Raw genomic sequence first — 15,404 nt, 5'->3', positions numbered from 1 at the left:
GTGATGTTACAGGCCGGTCTGCCTGGCGTACTTTGCTCCGGAATAAATGGGGTACTTTGTCGCGGAACACTGGCGTACTTTCGTCGGAATATCTAGGTACTATATTGATGAAGTTAAACAAAGCTTATCGAATGGTTAATGAACAAATATAACATAAATACTATTTCATTAAATGCAATATTTTTTTTCAAAAAGATCCATCCTATAAACGAGAGGCGCCTCACCCTTAGAATAATTTAAGCTCTATTGAGAATTGTGCCGGTTCTCTCTTAAGGAGTGGTTGGAGTGTTCCTCAAAAAGCAATAATGGAATTCAGGTTGGCATTATAATAATCATACATTTTAATAATGAAGCGACATTCACTAGGTTGAAATCAAAATCAGCTAGTAAGACTTGTCCTTGGATTAATTTAGACACAAATTTAGGTGCACTCACCAAGCTATAGATTATATATTTTCACAGTATATTAGCCAGAAGAAATAAGGGAACATAAGGAGATTAGCATTGTTTTTTGTTATCGCAAAAAATAAAAAATATTTCCTAACCAAACTATTAGCAACTAAATAACATTGAGTAAAGACTATGCTATGAAGTAAACAAAGCGCTAACATGGTTTGACAAAAACAGAAAAATATTCAAATATTATGTGGGCTAGTTGAAATCTGCTTAAACTGGGTTCAATTTTCCCAATAAAATTATCTTAAATAAACTTTTATTAGCCCGATGAAAAAAATAGCTGCAATTTTTGACAATCCTATTCTCTATAATACCTTTCAGTACCTCGCAGGTTCTAATAAAGCCAGAAAAATATTCGTAAAAAAATACATCAGTCCTAAACCGAATACACGCATGCTAGACATTGGCTGTGGTACCGGAGATATCTTATCGTATCTGCCTAAAGATTTAGACTATGTTGGTTTTGACCCCCTACAGTCATGTATCGATTTTTGCCAGAAGGCTGGATACGGAAGAGGGGAATTTTATAGAGACTCAATTGAAAGTACTGATAGACATTATCATAATGAATTTGATATAATCATTGCAACCGGGGTAATACACCACTTGGATGATGATGCTGCAAGAAAATTGTTCGATTTTTCTTACAAAGCACTTAAACCAGGAGGTAAATTAGTTACGGTGGATGGTGCATACTCTAATGAACAGTCTGCAATAGCTAAGTGGATGGTATCAAGGGATCGAGGACAGTTTATCAGAACACCAGAAGAATATAAAAATTTGGCAATGGAGCGATTTAATATTAATGAGATTAAAGACGACCTTTTGTCTAACTTTCTTCGGATACCATACACTCATTTTATAATGAGCTGTATTAAATAACATCTAGTTATTCTTTATCATGTATCTTATATTGATAAATATACCACAATGATAATTATCCATGAATATACCACACAGATTAGGTTTTGTTACATTCTAAATAAATTTGGAACTACAGCCCGATCTAAACACTGGCATTTTAACCCCTTTATGTCTACATGTCGTGATAAATGGGGGTAAGCATCAGATCGGGGTTCTGATTCAGATAGTTCAAAAAATAATAAAATAAACCGATATAACTCCTCTGAGATTGACAGTCCTGGAAGAAAATCCCTTCGAAAATATCATTTTTATCCGGATGTTTAATCAATCTTTCTTGCCACACAGAGTAAACTGCCCCCAAAGGGAAGTCTGATTCCTGATTTTATTAAAAATTCATCTATACTTAAAACAGATTCCAGTAAAACATTTAAATATTTATTGATTTTAAACTCTTCGTTTCCTGATGCAACCCCTTTCTTGTTTTGCAATAAAAACCTGGAAATTACCATTACGGGAAACAAACTAAATACAAAGCTCCCATAATATTCAATTTTAAATCCGGCTGCTGAAACTTTCTGAATCAGTTCTGCTTTGGAATACCGGCGTTTATGAAAAGAGATTTCATCAATCGACGACCACATAAACATATATTGAGGTACACTGATGTATAAAACTCCATTTTTACGAAGCGAATGATGGATGTTTTTTAGAGCCAGTTCATCTTCCGAAATGTGTTCTATTACGTCAAATGCTCCGATTGCATCAAATTCGTTCTCGAAAGGCATTACCGTAGCATCCATCTGGATAAATTCAGCAGAGGGAACACGTTCCTTCGCATATTTTAAACCTTCCACATGAATATCTGAGCCGCTTAGCTGAAAATCAGTTGAAGCACTTAATCCGGATAATACATAACCCGTCCCACAACCAATCTCCAACAGCTTTTTTTTACCGGATCGTCCTGAATATTTTTTAATTAATCCGATCAATACTCTATTCCTGACTTTAAACCAAAAATTATTTTCTTCTACCTGTCTTAAAAAGGAGAAAGAATCTGCAGAAAACCCATTATTGGAAATTGCGAGTTTAGGGCTGTAACATTTAAACCCATCTATAATTTCGAATTCTGCCATTAATTAAATTCCCTTTTAATAATATCAACTACTCTTTCAATTTCAGATAGCCCTAAAGTGTTGAACATAGGAAGCCTGATCAGTGTATCAGAAAATGCATCACTGTTTTTAAGTATGCGACCATCATGCTCTTTGCTGTAATAAGGGCTTGAATGAAGGCTCAAATAATGAAAAATTGCATAAATTTCTTGTTTAACAAAAGTCTCAATCAATTGATTTCGGCAATCTCCGGAGGGACAAAGCAGATAAAACATATGTGCATTATTGGTTGAATAGGGTGGAATATCCTGCAATTTAAATTTACCTGATGATTCCAATTCCTTCAATCTTTCATGATAAGAATTCCAGATATCTTTTCTGGCAGCTTGAATCTGATCTAAACATTCGACCTGAGCCCATAAAAAAGCTGCTGTGATTTCAGATGGTAAAAAAGAACTGCCAATGTCCACCCAATTGTATTTATCAACTTCGCCCCTGAAAAATGCACTGCGATTTGTTCCTTTTTCCCAGATAATTTCAGCCCTCTGGGCAAACTGAGGGTCGTTTACTGCCAGCATTCCACCTTCGCCCGAAATGATATTTTTGGTTTCATGAAAAGAGAATGCCGCCATATGCCCGATACTCCCCAATGCCCTCCTGCGACCGTCTTTTCCGGTATAAAAACTATCTATAGCCTGAGCGGCATCTTCAACAACATATAATTTATATCTCTCAGCAAGCTCCATGAGCTTGTCCATGTCACAGGCAATACCTGCGTAATGAACAGGCACTATTACCCTGGTTCTGGGAGTAATCAGGGCTTCGATCTGATCTGCGTCAATATTTGGATTCCCATTCATGGAATCAGCGAAGATTATTTTTGCTCCCCGAAGTACAAAGGCATTTGCCGTTGAAACGAAGGTATAAGAAGGAATAATTATCTCATCTCCGGCTTTGATATCGAGTAAAATAGCCGCCATTTCCAGCGCATCGGTACAGGAGGAAGTCAAAAAACATTTCCCAAAGCCATAACGATTCTCAAAATAATTCTGGCATAGCTGGGTGTATTTACCATTACCTGAAATCTTACCTGTGCCTACCGCATCCTGCATATAATGCAGTTCCATACCAGTAAGATATGGCACATTAAAAGCTATTTTATTCTTTTTGTCCAATTTCAATTAATAAATAGGCTGAATATTAAGATTAAGATGCTTAAACTTTTCTTCAATCATGGGATAATACTTTTTATTTACAGCAAGCAATAAAAGGTCTGGTTGATTTTGTTCGAGCCAGTAGGAAGGGTAAACCGGAATACCATGTTTAAACATTCCCTCTGGCTTGGTATCATCAATACAGGCAATAATATTTTGTTTAAAAAGATCAGAGAAAGCAAGAAACAAAGTTGAAACTTCACCGGCTCCAAAAATAGCGATGCGTTCAAAACTTTTTTGCTTAATTAAATTATTTAATCCTTTAAAATTAGCAAGCCAAAAGTCAAGATTCTTTTGAATCATATCTGAATAAACCCCCTCTGAATTTTCAGTTGAAGCTGGTGAGATTTCGCAAACAAACAATCCAATTCCATGATTCACCGGATGATTAATATCCGAATAAACTAATTTTAGTCCGTTATTAGATAGGACCCTTTCAAAATGCTTTGAAGTAAAATGCCATACGTGCTCGTAAAAGAAGATATCATAACCTCCATAATCCTGAACCGGCAAACAAAAAATTATCCTTCCGCCGACTGCAAGGGATTTTTTAAGATTATTGATAAACAAACCGAGATCTTCAATATGCTCTATTACATTAACAAGAAGATAAACATCTGCAACAGGTAAATCTTCATTTCCAAGAATCAGTTTACGCTGAACATCCAGCCCCTTATTTGCAGCCAGTTCCACTGCCTTAAAACTTCCATCTATTCCGCTTACAGATCTTTCAGGAAATTTACCGGATATACGATCAAGCAGATTACCCTCACCACATCCAATTTCAATTAAAGAACTGAAGTTTTCCGGTAAATGAGGATCAATCCAATCAAAAAATACTTCAGATCTAGCTTTAGGTCCATTTTCAGTATAAAAAAAATGTTCTTCTTTGCCCAAAACATTTAATTCATACTCTTCGCCATAAAGTATTTCAAGGTCAGAATCAGAAAATCTGTTTTTATTTGCAACCACCCCACTTTCCGGGCAAATTACTTTCTCTAAATTTCCATCACAGATCCTCTGGTCACCGGTAATTATTCTTCCTGTAGCCGATTCAAATACAGGTATCCAGCTTGAACTACCTGATACCGGACAAATTCTTTGCAACATAATTTATAGACTAATTTTACTCGTAACTATATATTCAATTGAGTTTGGCCCCTGGTTCATTAACAGATCTAGAACAGACATATAGGGTACAAAATCACCCCATAATTGCTTATATGGTTTATGATGGTAATCCTGAAAAACCACTTTTATATCATGCTGAAGTAAATAATCCTCTTCTAAAAAATCCTGTGCTTTTTTCCCATCAAATAACATATCAACTCCTTTAAAATGCTTACAAAGCTCAACAATCCTGTCAACTTTACCACTGGTATTTCTTTCAATATCAGATGAAAAGTAAATAGGAGTTTTAATCTTTAAATAATTTAACACAGCATTATTCAAATGAAAGTTTAACTCTACAAGACCGAGAAATTTACTGTAAACAACAGGCTTGATCATATCTATAATTTCCTGATAATAAGTTGATTGGGAATACCAATTATGTATCTGATTAAATAAATGATCCTCCCATAGTGAATTATATGAAATTTCAACATCTTTCAGTGGGGTATGTCTTGAACATTTCTTCACAGGAAATCCAATATTTTTTATCCCATAAGGACTCTTTAACTGATTTCCATTCCTCCAGTCCTTTTTGGTATAATCAACATCATCCATATACACGAACACATCTGCCAGGGCAATCTGTTCAAAATATCCGAGCCAGGGTACAAAGCAGGGTTGAATAATTGAGATGACCATTAAAATTGATTTATTAAGCTAATTGTTCTTTTAACTTCTGCGATTGAAAAACGCTCGTCTACAAATAGATTGATCACTCTTTTAGAAAACAGATCTGCACCTGAATAGCCTCCAGATTCACTCCCCTCAAAAAACAACTGATTTACCGGGGGATACCACTTACTAGCCCAAATAGTATTATCGATCAGCAGTTTTAATAATTCATCTCTCCATTGAGGTTCTACCAGAATATTATATCTCCAGAATATCTGTCCCGGAACTTCCTTAATATGCGAAATCTTCGAGGAACTGATTCCATTTTTGTACATCATTGCTTTCTGATATCTCGGCAGGAGAATATGATCAAGATCTACAATAGCATCCTTTATCAAAGTCACATTTTGATTATCCAGTCGATAAATCAAAAATTTAGCATAATCATCATACAACGGGCGATAAATTTCAGGCTTTTGATTGCCGGGATCGTTTCTCAGGTTTCTTAATTTTGATTGAAAATCATGATCTGCCTCTTTGTGAAGCGCTGAATACAGGTCGAAGGTGGAAATTAATTCTATGACCTTTTGTCTTAAGCCAGAATCTCTGACTGTTAATCCACCCCCAAATCCCAACTCCACAATTTTAGAATACCCAAAACTATAGATAGCAGCATCTCCCCAATTACCTGCAGGAACGTTCTTGTATGTGGCACCCAAAGCATTGCAAACATCTTCAATAAGGAAGATAACATTCTCTTTAGCCCAATCAGAAATCAGATCAATCTCCAGCGCTGCACCGAAATTATGAACAGCCAGTAAAACAGACTCCTCCCCAGTATATTTAGCTTTTATATTTTCTAAATCTGAATTTCCTGTGGCGGGATTTACATCATAAAAAACGGGAATAAATCCTGCCATTTGGATAAGCGGAATAACGATCTCACAAATATTTACTGGAAGCAGGATTTTTTTTTTTGTTACTGTGATGGAATTAAGAATAGCATATAGTGCCGATGAGCCTCTTCCGGTATAAATCATTTCTGCTAAATCAATCATTTTCATATTCAATCCTCTGATTGATTGCTTTTCGAAAATCAAGATTTTTATTTAGTCTTTCCAGTTTAAATACTACCATGCTCAAAAGAATGAGCTGAAGACCAATTATAGCAAGCATCGTTGAAAAAAGCAACATGTTTGTAGGAAGTTCCGAAACATTAATTATCCCCCACAATATTAGCCCAACAATAGTAGTAGAACCAATGAAAAAGAAAAGAACACCAGTAATAATTAGTATGATAAGTGTAGACCCACCCGTACTAAAATTAAGAAGAGCCAAAGTTATTACAGATAACAAATCAGTGACCCTATAATGGCTTTTTCTATTTTGAATTTGATTATAATCGATAGGAAATTCAATAATCTTAAAATTCAGATTCATTATTAGTATCGGTAAATTTTGTATCAGAATATCATTTGCAAGCATTTTATCTAATGCTTTCCTTTTAATAAGCTTAAAGGTAGACCCTATATCTTTAAATTTATTTTTGCCAATTCTCTGTAACAAAAATGAAATGATTTTTGAGCCTACTTGCCTTCTTAAACTACTCGATCGTGTCAATCTATTTGCACTTATAATGTCCCAACTCTCTTTGAGATTACTAAAATCAAACATATCTTTCATAGATTCAGGATTTATCTGTAAATCAGAATCCATCATAAAAATCAAATCACCGCTTGTATGCTGAAGTGCTATTGAGGTCGCAATATGTTGTCCTGAATTTTTTGTTAGCCTTATTAATTTAATGAATGGATATTGTTTCAAAAGACTCTTTACTTTATCAACTGTATCATCAGAACTACAATCATCGACAAGAACAAGTTCAATATTCTCACTGATATTTTTTAATGATTGAACTGCTCTATGAACAAATTCAGTTATTTTTTCACTTTCGTTATATACTGGAGATGCTAAAGAAACCTTCATTGCGATTGTAAATTTTCCACTCTAATAATTTTGCCTTTGACCTTAGATGTAAATGTCATCTTCTATAAAATTACAAATGACGGTCAGAATTTTATTTAAAAACTAAACATTAAGATTTATCCCACTGTTTATCAAAGGTACCTTCCATGTTCTACTTTATTTAAGTATCAAAATGATACTGCTCCTCAAAATAGCGAAGTACAAAACCCTTTTTAATATCTGGCTGGGCTAATTTATGATTTAAAATCAATTCATTGATTGACATTTCCACATCATTAAAACCAAAATTTGCGCGAATACCCGTTGTACCCGAAAATCTGGGATTAATCTCAAGCACCATCGGGCCCTGATCTGTTAAACGAAATTGCACATTTACCGAACCTGATAAATTTGTTTTTAAAATACTTAGCTTGACAAAATTTTCCAGATCAGAATCAAACACAGTTTCAGCTGTATTAGTCATTCCAAATTTTAGTGTCCGTTTAAGTATGATTACAAATACTTCATCTATTTTAGTACGGTAAACCCCTGCGGTGTATTCTTCATTATCGGGATACAAATACTCTTGCAAAAGATGATCAGGCATTATTTGGCTGTATTTAAGTAAGTCCTCAGCACTGTTAATCCTAAAAATTGACCTCGATCCACCACCAATTCTTGGTTTAAGTATCATTGGAAAACTTAAGTCAGGCAAATGACCTTCCGGATCCATCAAATCTGTCAACTGGTAGGTAAGAGGACAAGGGATCCCATGTTCATGAAACCATTTATAGGATAACCATTTATCATTGAACCTTTCAACCTCCTTTGCCGCGTTTGCAATAATCAAGCAATTGCAGGTATTGAGAAAATCTTCTGTATATCGTGAAAGCGTCAGGATTTCAATATCATTTGTGGGAATTATGGCAGTAATACCTTCAGATTGAACAATTTCTTTTAATCTGTTAATGTAAGCAGCTTCATTCGCAGCCAAAGGTACCTGATAGAATTTATCACACCAATATTTTCCTACTACTTCCTTGTGGATATCAGATCCGTACAATTTAAAAGGGAATTTGACCAGCTTCAGTGCCTTAATCACTGAAAAGGAAAGCTCTGAACCAACCGCTGTTACTAAAATATTCATCATTTTAAATCTCTTCCCCTATCCTTTTAACAATTAAACCAATGTCATTGAAGCCATGAGCGTTGGAGCCCAGGGTAATGTTTGCATTTTCTTCGGCACATAGTTCAATAAAGTTACGGAGCGGCATGTGATAGACCGGATTTACTTCAATAGCTACATTATTCTTGACAGCCAGTTGGACAACTTCTCTTATTAAATGAGTCGGAAAAGGGGTACAATATTTTGAACAAGTTCCGCCTATATGGGCTATTGAATTGATTAGAGGACTTGTTGCAAGTCCTATCAATGTTTTGAATTCCAAATCAATAGCTTCATTGTTCTTAAGTTCTGAAACCTTCCTACCTTCAATACCGGGATAGCGATGTGCTGCTCCCAATATAAACTCGGCACCATCAAACATTTCCTTTGTTGCGCCCAATTCTCCTTCAAATGAAATTGCGGGTGCTTCAATTCCTATATAAGCTTTGATTTTATCTTTGTAAATTTCTCTGTTCTCCCTTATCTCTTTACAATATTCAGAAAACCATTCAGGATTCAGATTGTGCCAGGGTTCCGTATGCTCAGTGAAAGCTATAGCTTCCAAACCGAACGCTATAGCCTTTTCAAAAACCTGCCCCACTGTTGCTTTACCATCGGTATAATTGGTATGAATATGAAAGTCACACCGGGGAACAACTTTATTCTCAAGCAGCTCTTTTGCTGAAATCAGATAAGGATAATCAATGCTTTTTTTCATAACTAATGTTTATTTACGAAAAGTGCCGGCAGCTATCTCTTCATTCAGGTATACCCTCTGGCCTAAACCAATATGGCAAGCTTCTCCCAGTTTAGCATTATTACCAATAATTACCCCTGCTGCTATCAAACAATAGGGCTCAATTTGAACATCCTGATTAATATTAACATGACTTAAAATACAAGTTCCTTTTTGAACCCGGCTACCTGTTAGTACTGATGAGTTTGGCCCGATCAGTACCCCATCCTCAATTTGGCTGTATTTTGACAATACTGCACTTGAATGTACAAGCGCCGGAAAATGATGTCCTTTTTCTAATAGTTCTTCAAAGATTGACTGACGATATTTTGGCTCACCAATTCCAATTGCCAGAGAAAGATGATTTGATTTGGCTACATCCTCAAGCTTACCTAAAACAGGATAATTCATCACTGATTTAAGCTGCGGAAAATTATCATCGTAAAAACCCCCAACTTGAAAGTAGCCAGTAGATTCGATTATTTCAACAATCAGTTTGCCTAATGTACCCGCACCAATTATAAATACTTTTATCATCTAGAACACTTTGTAATATGACATGTTATCTAAGTTTTCGAAATTATTGATTTGCTAGGTCAAAAAACAATAGTTACAAGACTTCAATAGCCTTTACTCTTATAATACTCTTGTTGACCTTTTCAACATATACTAGCTTAAGGAAACAACTGTTTGAGTATTTTGATCAATTGATAACTCATTGACCCTGCTGGTAGCCCTAAACCTAAGGCAGTTGATACTCATCAGTTAAGATAAAATGGTATTCATCGTGAATAAAATTTTTATTACTCGTTGCACCATTTTCACTCTTACCAACTCAAATATTACATCAATTGCAAGGTAGATAAATCGCCCTGCTAATTGCTAATTTGTTCATTATCCAATTTTGTTCCCATCAAATTTACCCTCCCCTCGAGCCCCAACCTTATGCTTACAAAAACAATTCCTGAAATCACAATAAAAATTAAAAACTCCAACCCTGTCCATTCACTATATATAATAATCAAATTGTACACAAGTTGAACAAACATATACAAAGCTGAAACCCATAAATGTGGCCAGCCTTTCACATTGGCAAGGTATTGATAAAAATGGCTGCGATGTGCTTCAAAGATATTCTCCTTTCTTATCAGCCTGAAAACAATCGTGCTTACTGAATCCAATCCATAAAAAAGTAAAAACCCTATATACTTAAGGTTCATAGATTGCAGTATCAATTGCAAAAGAAAAAAGATAATAATAAAGGCTAAACTTATACTTCCTACATCCCCGGCGAAGCATCTGGCAGATTTTCTGAAATTAAAATAATTAAATACCATTAAGGAAAGCACAGTTACTATTAGCCAATTGGAGGAACCAAATGAAATAATATTTTCATTAATAAAATACAGGGTACTAATTATGAGCAAACTATAAGTTCCGGTAATACCGTTGATGCCATCCATAAAATTATAGGCATTTATTGTACCGATAACTAAAACATAGGAAAACAACAAAATCCAGGGTGCGAATCCTGTTAAACCTGTTTCCATGAACAATAAGGAAACAGAAATCAAATGCACAAGAAGCCGAATTTTATTGGAAAGTGGACGAATATCATCATAAAAACTGACGAGGCTTATGAGAGCCAATCCAGAAGTAAATAGTGGATACTCGAAACCAGAGATAAGTGATTGAATAAGAAGAGCAATGGGTAAAATTATTCCACCGCCTCTTATTGTAACCCTTTGGTGCGAACTGCGATGATTAGGTTTATCAATTATACCATACCTGTCTGCAAGTTTGAAATACAACAGGAGCAAGGATGTCAAAACTGGTAAATAGATCAAATACAGCATAGCTGCAAAGGTTAATCAAATCGGGGAATTAAACAAGATATAGGTAATATTTTAACTTGAATTAGTTCGGAATGATCTGATTGTATTTATAATCCCCTCTCTTGCTGCTACAGGTAAATCCTTTTGTATCACATCCCTCAATTTTTGATTACTAACCAAGTAGTTTTCTACCAGTTTATTAAGCCTCTCTGTAGTCAAAGGAAGTTTAAATTTATCCCCTAAAAGTGCCAAAGTTTTAATCAAGCTGGGACTTATTTTCCACAATCGGGCGGTGCGTTTTGATTCTTTCCCAATTAAACGAACCAATTCATTAGTAGAAAGTGCCTCATCATCTGCAACCTGATACACACCTGAAGGTATATCCTCTCTCTCTATGATCTCGCGAATCACAAAGCAAAGATTTTCCACACTTAAAAAGGATCGTTTATTTTCAAAGGCGGCCAGAGGGTAAGGTATTCCTTTAGATACAAATTGAAAAAGCAGGTTCAGATTTCCTTTATTACCAGGGCCATGAATCATACAGGGACGGAGAATATAATAAGACTTCCCATCCGGCAAAGTTTGTGATTGAATGAATTGCTCTGCCATCAATTTTGACTTCCCATAATGGGTTTGGGGATTTGGCTGATCTGACTCCAGTAAAACCCCTTCAACTATATCTGCACTAGCCTTGACCGAACTGATAAAAATAAATTTTTTGACATTCGATTTTAAAAATGCAGTATATAGATCGCGAGTGAGTTCAAAGTTTACCTGATAATACTCTTTTGGATTTGATACATTTTTTAAATCGTGAGCCTTTCCTGCAAGGTGGACTATTGAATCTATATCCTTTAAATCTGGTAGAACGGCTGATTTTAATGAATATCCTCGTACTTGTTTCCCAAAATTCGCAAAATATGACTTAAGGTTTATACCAACAAATCCCGATAATCCAGAAACTAAAATATTACCCATTTGGATGATTTTTAAATAATTCAATAAGTTTCTCGATCAACATATTGCGTTCAAATTTCTCCTGATAGTAATTGTAAGCCTTTTTACCCATTTGCTGCCTAATTTGTGAATCAAGATTAACAAAGTCTACGATAACTCTGGCCAAAGACTCAGGGTTACCCGCTTCAGACACCAAACCCGCCTCAGCCTCAGCAACAATCCTGCTCCCTTCTCCATCGAGAGAAGTAATAATTGGACGTCCACAAGCCAGGTACGACTGAATTTTTGATGGAATAGTTATAGCGAAAAGAGGATCCTTTTTTAAGGATACAACTAAAGCATCTGCATGGCTGAAGAATGCCGGCATTTCCTCCGAAGGAAAAGACCCAATCATTTTGAATACTTTATCCAGACCTTGTTCTGAAACTCTGGCTTGAACCGCTTCTTTCATTCTTCCGTCACCAATTATAGTCCAGAATATCTCTTGATTCATACGATAAACAATAGCCGCGCATTCAACAAGTGTCTCAAAATCCTGCGATTCTCCGATATTACCAGCAAAAACCAAATTGAATCCCTTCCCAAAATATTGACTGTATTTTTCATCTTTGATTACGGGAACATAATAGCTCTCAGTCCAGTTTGGGAAATAAACAATTTTTGACTTAGGAACATTTTGAGATAAAATCCGTTCTTCAAACCCTCTAGATTGAATTAATACCTTATCACACTTAGAATAAATCCATCTGGTGACTTTCTCTAAAACATTCAATATGGCAGGACTGTTTACATTACCTGCAGAGGCAATGCTGTCTGGCCAAATATCCTGAACCCAAAAATAAATTGGGGACTTAAACCTCCATTTAGATAATATTGCAGGAAAACCAACAGTCACCGGTGATGGCTCATACACAAAAATAACATCCGGCCTTTTTTTAATAATAAACGCCGTAATTAAAGATAAAAATGAAAAGGATAAATAATTCAATGCTAATCGTAAACTACCACCTTTGCCTCTTGGAATAATAGCAGAACGATAAATGTTAACATCATTCCAAATTTCAAACTTCTTGTTCCAAAAATTATACCCTTCGTAAAACTTACCTTTCGGATAATTTGGTTTCCCCGTCAGCACTGTTACCTGATGACCTTTCTCTTTTAAACCCAATACAAGATCGTTTATTCTAAATTGCTCGGGCCAGAAATATTGAGTAATAACAAGTATATGCATTATGTTGAGTGTAGGTTTCAATTATTTGATTACCTCAATTTCAATAACTAGAAGTTTAAAAATAATTGGATAATCTTACTAAAGATGATCTATATCAATACAATTGAAGAGTGAGTTGCAGTCTGTTAATTCCGTCTGTCTATTTAAAATTCAACATTGAATTTTCTGGTCAAAGATATTTGTTTAGAATTACCGAGGAAATTTAATCAGAAAGATTTATTGACTAATTTGGTCCCAATTAATAATCAATGCTCTTCATAAACTCATTGGTAGATTATAACAAAAAACTCTAATAAACGATAATCAATGTATATATTAGCAGACTAAATTCCCTATGCATCCCTTGATCGGCAAATCACTTCAAAATAGATTTAGTTCTGAACTCTTCCTGCTTAGTTTGTTCTACCTGATTTCGCATGGCGGAATATTTTTTATTCCGGATGCTGTTTACTGGGACGACTGGGTCTTTTTTAATCAAGATCCGAGAGTCATACTTGAAACCTGCCGGCAGGTTGGAGCAGTCTTTAATTTCTCCGGATATTTACATTTAGTTATGCTTTCGGTGGGATTATGGTTTTATAAATACCTGACATTCTTTTTGATGTTTGCTTCAGGCATCTTGTTAAATGAAATATTAAAAACTAAATCCTGGATTACAAATGAAGTCCGGTTCACCACCACCCTTCTATTTTTAATACTGCCACTCAATAATGCAAGAGTATGCCTAATTAACTTTCCGTCAATATTAGGTTACTTCATGTTCTTTCTGGCCTGGTATCTGTTAGTAAATAATCGTCGAATTCTATCATTAATTCTATTCTTTTTCAGCTTTAATATCGCTTCACTTTTAATGTTTTATTCCATCCCGATTGCTGATCTGTATATGCGATCGGGGTTCTCTAGGATAAATTTGCGCTCAGTTTTTAAGTTTGCTATCCAAAAAATTGATTTTATTATTTTACCTTTTGCATTCTTCCTTATTAAAATCCTATACTTTAGACCCCATGGTATATATAGTGGCTACAATGAGAATTTAAATTTAAAAGGGATCTGGAAAATGCCTGTTTTACAAACATTAAATCTATTAGACGAGAGCATTCATATTAACATTGTTCTCTTTGTGATACTCTTTCTTGTAACGGTTTATTTGCTAAGAAATAAACTTAAATTTAATATTCCTGTTGCCACAATATATCTTAAATATGGAGCAATCATATCTCTCCTGGGTGTTTTTCCATATTGGCTTTTAGGTAATTATCCTGCATTTATTAACTGGGCTTCCAGACATCAGTTACTGCTTCCACTAGGAACCAGTATTATCATAATCGGGCTTGCTTCGTTAATGAATTCGCAAAAGAGGAAGCTTTTGTTAATCATAATATCTATTTCATTGAGCATGAATCTGAGTTACTATTACCAGCTTTATATTGATTGGATGAAACAAAAAGAACTCATTGCTCTCTATAAAAATGAACCTCTTATCAAAAAATCGAAACTCATACTTTTCAAGGACAACACAATAAATAAAAATGCCTTTGAAAGAAATTACGCTTTTTATGAGTGGTCAGGCCAATTGAAGTACTCCCTAAATGACGACAGCCGTATTGGGCTTTCGATTCAGGATACCAATTTGCTAAAAACAACAAAGCCGGAAAAGCTAATCATAGCAAACTATAATGTGCAGAATTTTGATGCTAACAAACCTTTGAAGAGCGTATTGGTTAATATTTATGAAATTAAGGCAGAAAATATTCAAGATAGGCTTAGACAACTTATACATCCCAGGTATATTCTTAAAACTGAAGCTATTGATTATCAAGCCAATTTTTTAGATATCTTCCAAACACCATTTCAGCAAAAATGATCACTATTAAAGATTGTCCTCCTGATCTTCAACGCTGATTTATTTGATACGGATTTGAGCAAGAGTCGAGAATATTCTAGCCAGAAGGATAGAATATTTTTTAGAAGAAATTAAAAGAGGATTGATTTAGGTTCACAAATAGATGAAACTGTATCATTCAACCGGCATAACAATGTTCAACCAATTGTTAAACAACCAGAAATAAATGTGAATGAAATGC

At 35.0% G+C, this 15,404-nt stretch carries 14 protein-coding genes; 2 read left to right on the top strand and 12 right to left on the bottom strand.

Annotated features, from left to right (window positions below):
• Positions 1–723 precede the first annotated feature (723 nt).
• Positions 724–1,338 (top strand): class I SAM-dependent methyltransferase, encoded by a 615-nt coding sequence (locus tag BLR27_RS15210; RefSeq protein WP_090706299.1) that lies wholly within the window; start codon positions 724–726, stop codon positions 1,336–1,338.
• A 302-nt stretch (positions 1,339–1,640) separates the two neighbouring features.
• On the opposite strand, the gene BLR27_RS15205 is transcribed toward BLR27_RS15210, so the two are convergent.
• The 12 genes from BLR27_RS15205 to BLR27_RS15150 form a co-directional block, all read right to left on the bottom strand.
• Positions 1,641–2,453 (bottom strand): class I SAM-dependent methyltransferase, encoded by an 813-nt coding sequence (locus BLR27_RS15205; RefSeq protein WP_090706297.1) that lies wholly within the window; start codon positions 2,451–2,453, stop codon positions 1,641–1,643.
• A complete protein-coding gene (gene rffA, locus BLR27_RS15200) occupies positions 2,453–3,607 on the bottom strand; it encodes a dTDP-4-amino-4,6-dideoxygalactose transaminase (RefSeq protein WP_090706310.1) in 1,155 nt (384 codons plus the stop codon). The genes BLR27_RS15205 and rffA overlap by 1 nt, the downstream gene beginning before the upstream one ends.
• A 6-nt stretch (positions 3,608–3,613) precedes the next feature.
• Positions 3,614–4,756, bottom strand: coding sequence for a class I SAM-dependent methyltransferase (locus BLR27_RS15195; protein ID WP_090706295.1), 1,143 nt, complete (start codon positions 4,754–4,756; stop codon positions 3,614–3,616).
• A 3-nt stretch (positions 4,757–4,759) separates the two neighbouring features.
• Positions 4,760–5,458 carry a WbqC family protein gene (locus BLR27_RS15190; protein ID WP_090706293.1) on the bottom strand — a complete coding sequence of 233 codons (699 nt, stop codon included), beginning with the start codon at positions 5,456–5,458 and terminating at the stop codon, positions 4,760–4,762.
• Complete coding sequence (locus BLR27_RS15185; RefSeq protein ID WP_176767719.1) at positions 5,458–6,489, bottom strand: DegT/DnrJ/EryC1/StrS family aminotransferase; 1,032 nt, start codon at positions 6,487–6,489, stop codon at positions 5,458–5,460. The genes BLR27_RS15190 and BLR27_RS15185 overlap by 1 nt, the downstream gene beginning before the upstream one ends.
• On the bottom strand, positions 6,482–7,417 hold the full coding sequence (locus BLR27_RS15180) for a glycosyltransferase (protein ID WP_090706291.1): 936 nt from the start codon (positions 7,415–7,417) through the stop codon (positions 6,482–6,484). The genes BLR27_RS15185 and BLR27_RS15180 overlap by 8 nt, the downstream gene beginning before the upstream one ends.
• A gap of 160 nt (positions 7,418–7,577) precedes the next feature.
• Positions 7,578–8,546: an ATP-grasp domain-containing protein gene (locus tag BLR27_RS15175; protein WP_090706289.1), complete on the bottom strand. Its 969-nt coding sequence runs from the start codon at positions 8,544–8,546 to the stop codon at positions 7,578–7,580.
• A 1-nt stretch (position 8,547) separates the two neighbouring features.
• Complete coding sequence (locus BLR27_RS15170) at positions 8,548–9,279, bottom strand: PHP domain-containing protein (RefSeq protein WP_090706287.1); 732 nt, start codon at positions 9,277–9,279, stop codon at positions 8,548–8,550.
• Between the two features lie 9 nt (positions 9,280–9,288).
• Complete coding sequence (locus BLR27_RS15165) at positions 9,289–9,834, bottom strand: PglD-related sugar-binding protein (protein ID WP_090706285.1); 546 nt, start codon at positions 9,832–9,834, stop codon at positions 9,289–9,291.
• A 338-nt stretch (positions 9,835–10,172) separates the two neighbouring features.
• Positions 10,173–11,153 carry an MraY family glycosyltransferase gene (locus BLR27_RS15160; protein WP_090706284.1) on the bottom strand — a complete coding sequence of 327 codons (981 nt, stop codon included), beginning with the start codon at positions 11,151–11,153 and terminating at the stop codon, positions 10,173–10,175.
• A 51-nt stretch (positions 11,154–11,204) separates the two neighbouring features.
• Positions 11,205–12,110, bottom strand: coding sequence for an NAD-dependent epimerase/dehydratase family protein (locus BLR27_RS15155; RefSeq protein WP_090706309.1), 906 nt, complete (start codon positions 12,108–12,110; stop codon positions 11,205–11,207).
• The gene (locus tag BLR27_RS15150) at positions 12,103–13,320 is read right to left on the bottom strand and encodes a glycosyltransferase family 4 protein (protein ID WP_090706282.1); all 1,218 of its coding nucleotides are present in this window, start codon (positions 13,318–13,320) and stop codon (positions 12,103–12,105) included. Before BLR27_RS15150 ends, BLR27_RS15155 begins: the two co-directional genes overlap by 8 nt.
• Before the next feature lie 1,057 nt (positions 13,321–14,377).
• Between BLR27_RS15150 and BLR27_RS18420 the strand changes: the two genes are divergently transcribed.
• Positions 14,378–15,184 carry a hypothetical protein gene (locus tag BLR27_RS18420; protein WP_143007758.1) on the top strand — a complete coding sequence of 269 codons (807 nt, stop codon included), beginning with the start codon at positions 14,378–14,380 and terminating at the stop codon, positions 15,182–15,184.
• Positions 15,185–15,404: the final 220 nt, after the last annotated feature.

The sequence above is a fragment of the Daejeonella rubra genome (assembly GCF_900103545.1).
In the GTDB taxonomy this organism is placed as follows: Bacteria; Bacteroidota; Bacteroidia; order Sphingobacteriales; family Sphingobacteriaceae; genus Daejeonella; species Daejeonella rubra.
The sequence above is the reverse complement of the archived record's forward strand: the minus strand, read 5'-3'. Positions and strand labels throughout refer to the sequence as shown.